The organism is Variovorax paradoxus, assembly GCF_009755665.1.
GTDB lineage: Bacteria > Pseudomonadota > Gammaproteobacteria > Burkholderiales > Burkholderiaceae_C > Variovorax > Variovorax paradoxus_G.
On record NZ_CP046622.1, the window covers coordinates 3,775,217 to 3,787,750 of the forward strand.

Sequence of the window (12,534 nt, forward strand, 5' to 3'; positions counted from 1 at the left end):
CAAAAAGCCGCCGTGAGGCGGCTTTTTGCTGGGTGAATGAAAGCCCGCTGGGGCGTTCGTGCGTCGTTACTGCTTCGGCGCTTCGTTCTTCTTGGCAGCCTCTGTGGCGGCATTTGCCGCATCGAGGGCCGAGGAAGCACCCGGCGAAGGCGTTGTTGCGGCGGACGGATCGGTGGTTGTCGAGGGTGCCGGAGCAGCCGCGGGCGGTGCGGGAGCCGGTTCGGTCACCGGTGCGGGCGGCGGGGTCACAACCGCCGGCGCAGCATCCTCTTTCTTTCCGCAAGCCACGAGTGCGGCGGCGGCGATCAACGAGGCCAGCAGGACGGATGACGGCTTCTTCATGGAAACTCCTTTGCAATGAATGTCTGGACGAAAAAATTCTAGACCCGCATCACTGCCCGTTTGTGTCTCGCGGCCTCATTCGCGGCATTGGCTTACAAGCCCAGTGTCGATGCCGGAAATGCGGGCCGCCCCGCTCGCCATGACTCATCGATGGCTTCCCGCAACTCGCGCCGTACACGGGGGTCGAAACCGCTCACACCGCGGCTTCGCTCGGGGTCGGTGCGGTGGGCGCACCACTCGGGCGTCCAGATGGCACTGGGCACCGCATTGCTGCCTTCCGCACGCACTGCGCGGCATTCGATGATGTGATCCCACATGCGGCGCCAGGGAACGAAGCGCGCATGAATACGTTCGACTACATCGAAGCGCTGTGCCAGCAGGACGAAGCGGCGGCCGGAGGCCGACCAGGCCTGAAGCGCCTCGATGCTCGCACGCTCGCCCAAGGGCCAGTCGGCGAAGTCGGGGTCGCTCAAGACCAGTTCCCTCCAGCCCTGCCGGGCCGCAGCGGAAAGCGCGGCCCGCACAAGGCCTTCGAAGGCTTCGCGGCCATTGAACCGGCCTTCGGGCAAAAGCGGTTCTGCCGCGGTCGTAGGTTCAATCTGCATGCAGCCACCCTGCCTCGCACCACTCGGCCAGCAGCGCGAGCGCACCACTGCTTGCACGCGCCAACTCGCGCGGGCCGAGCGCGCGCTGGTCCGCCAACCTGCGCATCAGCGTTGCATCGGCTCCGCCGGCGCGAAAGCTTTCGCCGTTGATGTAGAGATGCCGCGCGTCGTAAAGCATGCGCGTGCGGCGGTCGAGCGCCACGCTGCGCAGCACGTCCGGCGCTTGAGGGCCTTCATCGAACCAGACATTGGCCTTGGGTTCGGTGAGCGATTCGCCCAGCGCACGGTCGATGGCGTCGGGGTCGCGCAGCGCGGCATCGACCGCCTTGCGCGCAAAGGCCTGCAGCGCGGCGGGCATGGCGGCCGGCGCATCGACGGCGGGCTGCGACGGATCGCGGTAGCGCGCCAGTTCGGCGGGGCCGGCATCTTCCAGGGCTTCTGAATAGGCCTGCGCCATGCGAGCCAGCAGGTCGGCGCCGAGCTCGCCCGCGGCGGACGAGCGCAGGCCAATGGAGCAGGTCATGCAGTCGTCGCCGACGGCAACGCCGTCATGCGCATAGCGCGGCGGCAAATAGAGCATGTCACCCGGCTCGAGCACAAAGCTCTGCTCGGGCTCGAATTGCTCGAGGATCTTGAGCGGCACCCCTTGCTGCAGGCGCAAGTCGCTCTGCTTGCCGATCGACCAGCGCCGCGTGCCCTGCGCCTGAAGCAGAAACACGTCGTAGCTGTCGAAATGCGCGCCCACGCCGCCCTTGTCGCTGGCGTAGCTGATCATCAGGTCGTCCAGCCGCGCATCGGGCAGAAAGCGAAACTGCTGCAGCAGCGCATGCACGCCGTCGTGATGCAGATCGACCCCCTGCACCAGCAGCGTCCATTCCGGCTGCTTGAGCGGCGGCAGCGCGCGGCGTGCGAGCGGACCGTGCTTGAGTGTCCAGCCGGTCTTGCCGTGGCGGATGAGGCGCGATTCCACATCCTCGCGCTCGGCCAGGGCAAAGAGCGCATTGCGCTCGATCGGTGGCACCATGGCGGGTATGGCCTGGCGCACGAGCAAGGGCTTTTTCTGCCAGTACCGCCGCATGAACTGCGCGGCGCTCAGGCCACCGAGCAACGGCAGCGGTTGTGTAATCTCCATGGGAGAATTCTGCAATGGAAATCTCTGAACAATGCGTGGTCGGCCTGACCTGGACGATGAAAGACACTTTGGGCGAAGTGCTCGACGTGCTCGATCAGCCCGTGGAATTCATGGTGGGGGGCGACGACCTCTTCGACGTGATCGAAGCCGCCCTGCAGGGCCACGAGCCCGGCGCCCGGGTGCAATTGCAGCTGGAGCCTGAGCAAGGCTTTGGCGACTTCAATGACCAGCTGCTCTTTCTCGAGCCGCGCTCGCTGTTCCCTGAAGGCACGGAAGAAGGCATGACTTTCGACGGCGCCGCGCTGCCCAAGGGCGTGAGCGAAGACATGCCCAAGGACGTGATCTACACCGTGGCCGAGATCTACCCCGACCACCTGGTGCTCGACGGCAATCACCCACTCGCGGGCATCGCGATCCGGCTAGACATCACGGTGCGTTCGGTGCGCGAGGCGACCGAAGAAGAAGTCGGCCGCGGAACGGCGGGTACGGCCTTCTTCAAGGTGCCGCCGACTGCGCCCGGCAACGATCTGCTGCACTGATTGGCCGAAAGGCGGGCAAGCCGCAGCATCCAGCAAAAAGCCGGGCACTGCCCGGCTTTTTGTTGCTTGTGAAAGCCGCTCTATAAACGGCCTACATGCGCGAGAGCTGGCCGTTGTCGATGCGCACGCGGTCGCCGATGCGCAGGTCGCCCGGATGCTGCACATCGAACGCACGGTAGCCGCCGCGATCGGTTTGCACCGAGATGCGATAGCTCTCGTAGGCGCGCGGCCCGTTGTTCTGGGCTTCGATAGTGTTGCCCAGGAGTGCGCCGCCCACAATGCCCAGGGCGGTTGCCGCGGCGCGGCCGCTGCCGTGCCCGAACTGGTTGCCCACCACGCCGCCGACGACACCGCCGGCCACCGCGCCACCGCCGGTAGTGCCGGTGCCCCTGGTTTCGCTGCGCAGCACTTCGATGTTGGCCACATGGCCGTATTCGACGTACGCCGCTTCCTGGTATGGAACGGCCTGCGGCGGTGCCTGGTAGGGGTAGCGCGTCGTGTGATAGACCGGCGCGGGAGCGACGCAGGCCGTGAGCGTGGCAAGTGCCAGCACGGAAGCGCCAATGGAAACGAAGCGCGTTGAGATTTTCATGTTGATGGCTCCTCGGAAATAACCGGTGCATCCGAATGCACCATGCCTAAGCTTGTGTTTAACGCCATTCCCGCAAGGGGGATGACGCCCAACACACACCGGCATGTAGGAGCGCGCCGCGAGCTGACGGGTTCCGATCTTTACTGGCCCGAAACGATTCCGGCAACAAGGGAGTGGCCGGCAACGTCGTCAGTGCTTGCCGGTCGACCCATAGCCGCCTTCGCCGCGTTGCGAGGCTGCAAATTCTGTGACCACGCGAAACTGCGCCTGCACCACCGGCACGATCACGAGCTGCGCGAGCCGCTCCATCGGCTGGAGCACAAAAGGCGTGTCGCTGCGGTTCCAGGCGCTGATCTTCAGCTCGCCCTGGTAGTCGCTGTCGATCAGGCCCACGAGATTGCCCAGCACGATACCGTGCTTGTGGCCAAGGCCCGAGCGCGGAAGGATCAGCGCCGCATAGGCTGGGTCGGCCAGGTGGATTGCGATGCCCGTGCCCACGAGCTGCCAGGCATTGGGCTCCAGCGTGATGGGCGCATCGAGGCAAGCCCTGAGATCGAGCCCTGCGCTACCGGGCGTGGCATAGGCGGGCAATTGATCCACCATGCGTGGATCGAGGATACGGACGTCTACTTTCACTTCTACTTGCCTTGCTTTTGTTGCTGTTCTCTTTGCTTGCGGGCGGCTTCCTCGAGCACCTGCTGCCACTTGGCGACGCCGGGCGTGAGCTTCAGGCCCTTGAACTTGCTGAAGAGCCAGAACGCAGCCCCTGCCAGCAAGACCAGCGCAAAAAATGGCACGCCGGCCGACCACAGCACCAGGAGCACCAGTCCGCCTACCGCGGCCATCACCTTGAGCGCCCCGGGCGTGAACGCCCCGGCCGGCGCGGCGGTGTCCTCGTTCGAAGCCGACCGCCGCTGCGCCGCCGCGGTGCCCTGCGCGCCCGGTGCGGGCGTGATGCCCGCGTCCAGCCCATGGTCGCCGTCGTGCGCGGCCCGCTTGGGCAATGCAGCCTGGGCCGACAGCCGTTCCACATAGCTGGCGAAATCGCCGTTCGGCGGCGTGTTCCATTGGGGATTCATCAGACTCTCCAGTCGGGCAGGCGTGCGGCAATCTCGGTCATGAGCTCGCGCGCCAGGGTGAGCTTGGGCGCGCGCGGCAACTCGCGGGTGCCGTTGGCATCTACCAGCAGCAACGCATTGTCGTCCTGGCCGAAGGTCAGCGGGCCGATGTTTCCGACCAGGAGGGGGATCCCCTTGCGCTGGCGCTTGGCCTTGGCGTGTTCGGCCAGGTTCTCGCTCTCGGCCGCGAATCCCACGCAGAACAACTTGCGCGACTGGGCCCGCTCGCTCTTGGCAACCGCGAGCAGGATGTCGGCGTTCTCGACGAAATTCAGCACCGGGGTCTTGCCGCTGCCGTCCTTCTTGATCTTGTGTTCGCTGTGCGTGGCCGGGCGCCAGTCCGCCACAGCGGCAGTCGCTACAAAAATGCTAGCGGACTGCGCCGCGTGCATGGTTGCGTCGAGCATGTCCTGCGCCGAAAGCACGTCGATGCGGCTCACGCCGCGCGGTGTCGGTAGATGCACCGGCCCGGCCACCAGCGTGACCTGGGCGCCGGCCTCGTGCGCGGCGCGCGCAATGGCAAAACCCATCTTGCCGGACGAATGGTTGGTAATGCCTCGTATCGGATCCAGCGGCTCGAAAGTGGGGCCGGCGGTCACGAGCAGCTTGTGGCCCGCAAGAAGCTTGGGCGCGAAGAAAGCGGTGATGTCTTCGAGCAGCTGCGCCGGCTCCAGCATGCGGCCGTCGCCCGTCTCGCCGCAGGCCTGCCAGCCGCTGCCCACGCCCAGCACCGTGGCCCCGTCGGCCGACACCTGCATGAGGTTGCGCTGGGTGGCAGGGTGCGCCCACATCTCGCGGTTCATGGCCGGGGCAATCAGGAGCGGCACGCGGTCCATCGGGCGGGCCAGGCACATCAGGCTCAGCAGGTCGTCGGCCCTGCCCTGCACGAGCCGCGCAATGAAGTCGGCGCTGCAGGGCGCGAGCACGATGGCGTCGGCCTCGCGGCTCAGGTTGATGTGCGGCATGTTGTTGGGCTCGCGCGCGTCCCACTGCGAGGTGTAGACCGTGCGCCCCGAAAGCGCCTGCATCGTGACCGGCGTGATGAACTGCTCGGCCGCCTCGGTCATCACGACCTGGACCGTGGCGCCCGCCTTCACGAACAGGCGGCACAGCTCCGCCGACTTGTAGCAGGCGATACCGCCGGTAAGGCCCAGGACGATGTGTTTGCCGGCGAGATCTTGCATGAGCCATATTGTTGCTCACATACCGACAAGATCAGGAATGGGATGGCCCTCGCCCGAAGGGACGCAAAGGGGACACCTATAATCGGAATTTCCCACTGCCCGGATCTGTGGTCCGGAACTGGCATGACCAAATTTGTCTTCGTCACCGGTGGTGTCGTATCTTCCCTTGGCAAGGGAATCGCCTCCGCCTCCCTCGCCGCGATCCTCGAATCGCGCGGCCTCAAAGTCACCCTCATCAAGCTCGATCCGTACATCAATGTCGACCCCGGCACGATGTCACCGTTCCAGCATGGCGAAGTGTTCGTTACCGACGACGGCGCCGAAACCGACCTCGACCTCGGCCACTACGAGCGCTTCATCACCACGCGGATGCGCAAGGCCAACAACTTCACGACCGGCCAGATCTACAAGACCGTGCTCGAAAAAGAGCGCCGGGGCGACTACCTCGGCAAGACGGTGCAGGTGATCCCGCACATCACCAACGAAATCCAGGAATACATCAAGCGCGGCGCCGGCCTCGGCACCCCGCACGAGGTCGACGTGGCCATCGTCGAAATCGGCGGCACCGTGGGCGACATCGAATCGCTGCCCTTCCTGGAAGCCGTGCGACAGATGAGCCTGCGCATGGGCCCGAACAACTCGGCCTTCGTGCACCTGAGCTACGTGCCCTGGATTGCCGCCGCCGGCGAACTCAAGACCAAGCCCACGCAGCACACCGCCAAGGAACTGCGCGCCATCGGCATCCAGGCCGACGCGCTGCTGTGCCGCGCCGACCGCCCGATTCCCGACGACGAGCGCGCCAAGATCTCGCTGTTCTCGAACGTGCCCGAATGGGGCGTGATCTCGATGTGGGACGTGGACACCATCTACAAGGTGCCGCGCATGCTGCACGAGCAGGGCCTCGATGGCCTCATCTGCGACAAGCTGCGCATCAACACGCCGCCGGCCAAGCTCAACCGCTGGGACGAGCTGGTCTACGAAGTCGAGCATCCGCAGCAGGAAGTGAGCATTGCCATGGTCGGCAAGTACGTCGACCTGTCGGACAGCTACAAGTCGCTGAACGAAGCACTGCGCCACGCCGGCATGAAGAACCATGCGCGCGTGAAGATCGACTACATCGACTCCGAAACCATCTCGCCGCAAGACGTTTCGCGCCTTGCCAAGTACGACGCCATCCTGGTGCCCGGCGGTTTCGGCCAGCGCGGTGTCGAGGGCAAGATCTCTGCCGCCCGCTTTGCACGCGAAGGCAAGGTGCCCTACCTCGGCATCTGCCTGGGCATGCAGGTGGCCACCATCGAATACGCGCGCCACGTGGCGGGCCTGAAGAACGCGAACAGCACCGAGTTCGACCCCGAGACGCCCTGCCCCGTGATCGCGCTGATCACCGAGTGGAAGGACGCCGACGGCACCGTGAAGACGCGCAACGAGAAGTCCGACCTCGGCGGCACCATGCGCCTGGGCGCGCAAAGCTCCGACGTCTCGGCCGGCACGCTGGCCCACAGCATCTACGGCGACGTGGTGACCGAGCGCCACCGCCACCGCTACGAAGCCAACGTCAACTACCTGGACGAACTGCGCGCCGCGGGCCTGGTGATTTCCGCGCTCACGCAGCGCGAGCACCTGACCGAAATCGTCGAGCTGCCGCAAGACGTGCACCCCTGGTACATGGGCGTGCAGTTCCACCCCGAATTCAAGTCGACCCCGTGGAGCGGCCACCCGCTCTTCAACGCCTTCATCAAGGCGGCGCTCGACCACAAGGCCCGTAGCGCGGGCGGCACGAAAAACCTGAAGGCAGTCGCATGAAACTCTGCGGATTCGACATCGGGCTGGACCAGCCCTTCTTCCTGATCGCCGGCCCCTGCGTGGTCGAATCCGAGCAACTGCAGATGGACACCGCCGGCACGCTGAAGGAAATCACTTCCTCGCTCGGCATTCCGTTCATCTTCAAGAGCAGCTTCGACAAGGCCAATCGCTCCTCGGGCACCAGCTTTCGCGGCCCGGGTCGCGAAAAAGGCCTGGAGATTTTGGCCAAGGTGAAGCGCGAACTCGCCCTGCCCGTGCTGACCGACGTGCACACCGAAGACGACATCACAGAGGCCGCCAAGGTGGTCGACGTGCTGCAGACCCCCGCCTTCCTGTGCCGCCAGACCGACTTCATTCGCGCGGTGGCGCAGTCGGGCAAGCCGGTGAACATCAAGAAGGGCCAGTTCCTTGCGCCCCACGACATGAAGAACGTGATCGACAAGGCGCGCGCGGCCGCCAAGGAAGCCGGCCTGCCGGAAGACAGCTTCATGGCCTGCGAGCGCGGCGCGAGCTTTGGTTACAACAACCTGGTGTCGGACATGCGTTCGCTCGCCATCATGCGCGAGACTGGCGCACCCGTGGTGTTCGACGCCACGCACTCGGTGCAGCTGCCGGGCGGCCAGGGCACGAGCTCGGGCGGCCAGCGCGAAATGGTGCCGGTGCTGGCACGGGCTGCCATCGCGGTCGGCGTGGCCGGCGTTTTCATGGAAACGCATCCCGACCCTGCCAAGGCCCTGAGCGACGGCCCCAACGCCGTGCCGCTCAAGCATATGAAGGCGCTGCTGGAAACGCTGCTCGAGCTGGACCGCATCACCAAGAAGAACGGCTTCCTGGAAAGCTCCTTCAACTGAGCCCCGCAACAAGACTATTGGAGAACACCGTGGCCCCCGCCTACATCATCGTCGACATGAAGATCACCGACCCCGAGCAGTACAAGCAGTACATGGCTGCCGCCCCCGACGCGGTGAAGGCAGCGGGCGGCGAGTACCTGGTGCGCGGCGGCCGGTTCGAGACCATGGAAGGCAACTGGCAGCCGGCGCGCGTGGCCATGCTGCGCTTTCCCAGCTACGAGAAGGCCAAGGCCTTCTACGACGACGAGTTGTACCGTGCCGCGCGCGCCAAGCGCGCCGGCGCGACCGAATTCTTCAATATGGTTCTGGTCGAGGGCGTTTCCGCCCCGGTCTGAGATTCAGTTCAAAACGAAAGGCAATAAGTGAGTGCAATCGTAGACATCGTCGGCCGCGAAATCCTCGACAGCCGAGGCAATCCCACAGTCGAGTGCGACGTGCTGCTCGAATCGGGCACCATGGGCCGCGCGGCCGTGCCCTCGGGCGCATCGACCGGTTCGCGCGAAGCCATCGAGCTGCGCGACGGCGACAAGAAGCGCTATCTCGGCAAGGGCGTGCTCAAGGCGGTGGAGAACATCAACACCGAGATCTCGGAATCCGTGCTCGGCCTCGACGCCAGCGAGCAGGCTTTCCTCGATCGCACGATGATCGACCTGGACGGCACCGACAACAAGGGCCGCCTGGGTGCCAACGCGACCCTCGCCGTTTCGATGGCCGTGGCACGCGCCGCGGCCGAAGAGTCGGGCCTGCCGCTGTACCGCTACTTCGGCGGCATGGGCGGCATGCAGCTGCCGGTGCCGATGATGAACGTCATCAACGGCGGCGCGCACGCCAACAACAGCCTCGACCTGCAAGAGTTCATGATCATCCCCGTGGGCGCGCCGAGCTTCCGCGAAGCCGTGCGCTACGGCGCCGAGGTGTTCCATGCGCTCAAGAAAATCCTGGGCGACCGCGGCATCAGCACGGCGGTGGGCGACGAAGGCGGTTTCGCGCCCAGCGTCGAAAGCCATGAAGCGGCCATCCAGCTGATTCTCGAAGCCATCGACAAGGCCGGCTTCGTGGCGGGCGAGCAGATTGCGCTCGGCCTCGACTGCGCCGCCAGCGAGTTCTACAAGGACGGCAACTACGTGCTCTCCGGCGAGAACCTTACGCTCTCGGCCGGCAACTGGGCCGACATGCTGGCCACGTGGGTCGACAAGTACCCGATCATCAGCATCGAAGACGGCATGCACGAAGGCGACTGGGACGGCTGGAAGCTGCTCACCGAGCGCCTGGGCAAGCGCGTGCAGCTGGTGGGCGACGACCTGTTCGTCACCAACACCAAGATCCTGCAGGAAGGCATCGACAAGGGCATTGCCAACTCGATCCTGATCAAGATCAACCAGATCGGCACGCTGACCGAAACCTTCGCCGCCATCGAAATGGCCAAGCGCGCGGGCTACACCGCCGTCATTTCGCACCGCTCGGGCGAAACCGAAGACAGCACCATCGCCGACATTGCGGTGGGCACCAACGCCGGACAGATCAAGACCGGTTCGCTCTCGCGCTCCGACCGCATCGCCAAGTACAACCAGCTGCTGCGCATCGAAGAAGACCTGGGCGACATCGCCAGCTACCCGGGCCGCGGCGCGTTCTACAACCTGAAGTAGCGCTCGGCACCGCGGCATGCGTTCGCGCCTCGCTCCACCCATCGTGCTGTTGCTGCTGCTGGTCATCCTGCAGTGGCAGCTGTGGAACGGGCGCGGCAGCGTGCGCGATGTGTCGCAACTGCAGACCAAGCTGGCCGCGCAAAAAGAGGCCAACGCCAAGGCTGCAGTCACCAATGAGCGGCTGGCTTCGGAGGTCAACGACCTCAAGGTCGGCCTTGAAATGGTTGAAGAGCGCGCTCGTCAGGAGTTGGGCATGGTCAAGCCCAACGAAGTGTTCGTTCAAGTGACTCACTGAATATGGCCCCCACGCTCGGCACTGCGTGTCCTCGCTGCCCCCCGAGGGGGCCGCTCGCGCCTTGGGGCGGCCCGGCGGCGCTCGACGCCTGACTGCGCTGATGCCCGAGTTCTTCTCGGCCCCCGCCTTCGCGCTCTGGGGCTCACCGGTCAGCTGGCTCGAACTCGTCGCTGCCGTGCTGGCGCTGGCGATGGTCGGCTGCAACATGCGCGAAATCCATTGGGGCTGGCCGCTCGCCATCATCAGCTCGCTGCTTTACGTGGCCGTGTTCGCACAGGCACGCATTTATGGCGACGCCTCGCTCCAGGTGTTCTTCGCGGTCGTCGCGTTCTGGGGCTGGTTTCAATGGCTGCGAGGCCATCGCGCCGACGGCAGCGTATTGCGTGTCAGCCGGCTTTCGCCGCGCGGCATCGCGTTTGCACTGGTGGCCTGCGCGGTGGCGTGGCCCGCGGTCGCCCTCTTTCTGCGCCGCTTCACCGACAGTGACGTGCCTTGGTGGGACGGCTTTTCCACCGGGCTCAGCCTGGTCGGCCAATTCCTGCTCGGGCGCAAGTTCATCGAGAACTGGCTGGTATGGCTGGCGGTGAACGTCGTGAGCGTGGGCCTGTTCATCCACAAGGGCCTGTGGCTCACGGTCGGGCTCTATGCGGTGTTCGCGGTGCTCAGCGTGGCGGGCTTTCTTGCCTGGCGCTCGCGCATGCACGACGAGGCCGCGCGCGCATGACGCCCACGCTGCCCCCAGGCTGCGTCATTGCGCTGCTCGGCGCCGAGAGCACGGGCAAGACCGAACTTGCCCGCGCGCTCGTGCAGCGCCTTCGGGAGCGCGGCATTGCGGCCACACTGGTGGCCGAGTACCTGCGCGAGTGGTGCGAGCGCGAAGGCCGCACGCCGCGCCCCGACGAGCAACGCGCCATCGCCGAAGAGCAGACGCGCCGCATCGATGCCGCAGCCGCCTCGGGCGTGGTGGTGGCCGACACCACGGCGCTCATGACCGCGGTCTACAGCGAGCAGCTGTTCGGCGACACCTCCCTGTACGCCGATGCGCTTGCCGCCCAGCGGCGCTACGCCATCACGCTGCTTACCGCGCTCGACATACCCTGGGTTGCCGATGCCTTGCGCGACGGCGACCACGCGCGCGAGCCGACGGACACGCTGGTGCGCGCGGCGCTTTCGGGCGCAGGGCTTTCATTCGCCGTGGTGCACGGCAGCGGCGGCGAAAGGCTTTCCAATGCCTGGAACGCCATCAACTGCATCGCCGGCAACGAAGGCCAAGCCCGGGTACGGGCCCGCGGCGATGCGAAACCCACCTCCTGGTCATGGCCTTGCGAGAAATGCTCCGACCCGGAATGCGAACATCGTCTGTTCAGCGACCTGCTCGGCCGCCGCGACAACCCGACAAACCCCCGCTCGGAGATCTGATGTTCCCGCTTCGTTTCTCTCGTCTTGCCCGTCTTCTTTGTCTCTTCGGCCCCGCGCTGCTGGCAGCCGGCGCCGCCACGGCCGCACCGGTTGCGGCCACGGTGGAAAACGCCACCACCACCACCGCCTGCGCCGAGGAAGACAACGTCTCGCTGGTGCTGCGCGGCGAAGGCATCCGGCGCATGCGCATCGAGGCGCTGCAGCCAGCGTATCTGGACAGCATCAGCAAGGACATCACTGCGCCGGACTTCTCGGGCTGCAACTTCGACGGCGGCGCCCATCCCACCGATCCCGCGCACAAGTTCAAGCCGCGTCGCGTGGTGCTGCTCGACGACGCGCAGTGGCGCATCGTCGGCATGACGCTGCCCAGCTTCTGGCGGCCGCAGCAGGTGCCGGTGCGCGTGGGTGCGCGCACGGACCGCGGCTTTCACCTGTTGCAGGTCTTCCGCAAGGAAGAAGGCAAGGTGCTCGAGGCGCTGGTGCTCTACCCGGCCGACGGCTACTGGCGCATCAAGCCGCTGCCGGAAGAACGCTTCGGCGACGGCGTGTATGGCTCGTCGTTCCTGCTCGGCCCGGTCGAGCAAGGCAGCCGGCCGGTGGTCGACATTGCGTCGATCCGCATCGTGCCCAAGCCGCTGGCCATTCACCTGCGCTTTGCCAAGGGCGGCAGCGCCGTGGCCAGGGTGTCCGAAATCAGCCGCAAGCGCACCGCGCTCGACGTCAGGCTCTCGTCGCCGACCGCCGATGCGCGGCCCTTTGCGGTGCTGCGCTCGATGTACGTTGCAGCGGACAACGCCGATGTGAGCGAAGTGCGGTGGCGGGAGTCTCCCGAGGCCGCGGAGCAGGCGCTGCCTTTGCCTGAAGTGAAGACGCTCAGCGGCACGCAGATGCGCTTTGGCCGCAGCCTGCCTTCGCGCCACAACACGAGCGCGCCCGACATCGCATTCAGCGATTTCGACGACACGGTTCCGCGCTGATCGACGCGCCCGATGGGCGCCTTTGACTGGC

Annotated in this window: 16 protein-coding genes; 9 read left to right on the forward strand and 7 right to left on the reverse strand. The window is 65.9% G+C overall.

The features are described 5' to 3' along the window. Positions 1-66: 66 nt before the first annotated feature. The 3 genes from GOQ09_RS17545 to GOQ09_RS17555 form a co-directional block, all read right to left on the reverse strand. Positions 67-342, reverse strand: a complete 276-nt coding sequence (locus GOQ09_RS17545; RefSeq protein ID WP_157614681.1) for a hypothetical protein — start codon at positions 340-342, stop codon at positions 67-69. Positions 343-434: 92 nt separating this feature from the next. After that, positions 435-947 (reverse strand): hypothetical protein, encoded by a 513-nt coding sequence (locus GOQ09_RS17550; RefSeq protein WP_157614682.1) that lies wholly within the window; start codon positions 945-947, stop codon positions 435-437. Continuing rightward, entirely contained in the window at positions 937-2,079 is a 1,143-nt protein-coding gene (locus tag GOQ09_RS17555) for a JmjC domain-containing protein (protein WP_157614683.1), read from the reverse strand. The genes GOQ09_RS17550 and GOQ09_RS17555 overlap by 11 nt, the downstream gene beginning before the upstream one ends. Positions 2,080-2,093: 14 nt before the next feature. On the opposite strand from GOQ09_RS17555, the gene GOQ09_RS17560 reads away from it, so the two are divergent. Then, positions 2,094-2,618, forward strand: coding sequence for an FKBP-type peptidyl-prolyl cis-trans isomerase (locus GOQ09_RS17560; protein WP_157614684.1), 525 nt, complete (start codon positions 2,094-2,096; stop codon positions 2,616-2,618). Between the two features lie 91 nt (positions 2,619-2,709). On the opposite strand, the gene GOQ09_RS17565 is transcribed toward GOQ09_RS17560, so the two are convergent. From GOQ09_RS17565 to coaBC, 4 genes are all read right to left on the reverse strand, one after another. Then, on the reverse strand, positions 2,710-3,210 hold the full coding sequence (locus tag GOQ09_RS17565; protein ID WP_126748983.1) for a glycine zipper 2TM domain-containing protein: 501 nt from the start codon (positions 3,208-3,210) through the stop codon (positions 2,710-2,712). 189 nt (positions 3,211-3,399) lie between these two features. Then, entirely contained in the window at positions 3,400-3,846 is a 447-nt protein-coding gene (dut, locus tag GOQ09_RS17570) for a dUTP diphosphatase (protein WP_021008098.1), read from the reverse strand. A 2-nt stretch (positions 3,847-3,848) separates the two neighbouring features. Next, a complete protein-coding gene (locus tag GOQ09_RS17575) occupies positions 3,849-4,289 on the reverse strand; it encodes a hypothetical protein (protein WP_157614685.1) in 441 nt (146 codons plus the stop codon). After that, entirely contained in the window at positions 4,289-5,512 is a 1,224-nt protein-coding gene (gene coaBC, locus GOQ09_RS17580) for a bifunctional phosphopantothenoylcysteine decarboxylase/phosphopantothenate--cysteine ligase CoaBC (RefSeq protein ID WP_157614686.1), read from the reverse strand. Before coaBC ends, GOQ09_RS17575 begins: the two co-directional genes overlap by 1 nt. Before the next feature lie 123 nt (positions 5,513-5,635). Here coaBC and GOQ09_RS17585 point away from each other — a divergent pair, with 123 nt between their 5' ends. From GOQ09_RS17585 to GOQ09_RS17620, 8 genes are all read left to right on the forward strand, one after another. Then, complete coding sequence (locus tag GOQ09_RS17585; protein ID WP_157614687.1) at positions 5,636-7,315, forward strand: CTP synthase; 1,680 nt, start codon at positions 5,636-5,638, stop codon at positions 7,313-7,315. Beyond that, the gene (gene kdsA, locus GOQ09_RS17590; protein WP_157614688.1) at positions 7,312-8,166 is read left to right on the forward strand and encodes a 3-deoxy-8-phosphooctulonate synthase; all 855 of its coding nucleotides are present in this window, start codon (positions 7,312-7,314) and stop codon (positions 8,164-8,166) included. Before GOQ09_RS17585 ends, kdsA begins: the two co-directional genes overlap by 4 nt. Positions 8,167-8,195: 29 nt before the next feature. Next, positions 8,196-8,501, forward strand: a complete 306-nt coding sequence (locus tag GOQ09_RS17595) for a DUF1330 domain-containing protein (protein WP_157614689.1) — start codon at positions 8,196-8,198, stop codon at positions 8,499-8,501. 27 nt (positions 8,502-8,528) lie between these two features. Continuing rightward, entirely contained in the window at positions 8,529-9,812 is a 1,284-nt protein-coding gene (gene eno / locus GOQ09_RS17600; RefSeq protein ID WP_012748543.1) for a phosphopyruvate hydratase, read from the forward strand. Between the two features lie 16 nt (positions 9,813-9,828). Next, positions 9,829-10,107 carry a cell division protein FtsB gene (ftsB, locus tag GOQ09_RS17605; protein WP_157614690.1) on the forward strand — a complete coding sequence of 93 codons (279 nt, stop codon included), beginning with the start codon at positions 9,829-9,831 and terminating at the stop codon, positions 10,105-10,107. A 100-nt stretch (positions 10,108-10,207) separates the two neighbouring features. Next, the gene (gene pnuC, locus GOQ09_RS17610; RefSeq protein WP_157614691.1) at positions 10,208-10,831 is read left to right on the forward strand and encodes a nicotinamide riboside transporter PnuC; all 624 of its coding nucleotides are present in this window, start codon (positions 10,208-10,210) and stop codon (positions 10,829-10,831) included. Beyond that, on the forward strand, positions 10,828-11,526 hold the full coding sequence (locus tag GOQ09_RS17615) for an AAA family ATPase (protein WP_157614692.1): 699 nt from the start codon (positions 10,828-10,830) through the stop codon (positions 11,524-11,526). The genes pnuC and GOQ09_RS17615 overlap by 4 nt, the downstream gene beginning before the upstream one ends. Continuing rightward, entirely contained in the window at positions 11,526-12,503 is a 978-nt protein-coding gene (locus tag GOQ09_RS17620) for a hypothetical protein (protein ID WP_157614693.1), read from the forward strand. Before GOQ09_RS17615 ends, GOQ09_RS17620 begins: the two co-directional genes overlap by 1 nt. Positions 12,504-12,534: the final 31 nt, after the last annotated feature.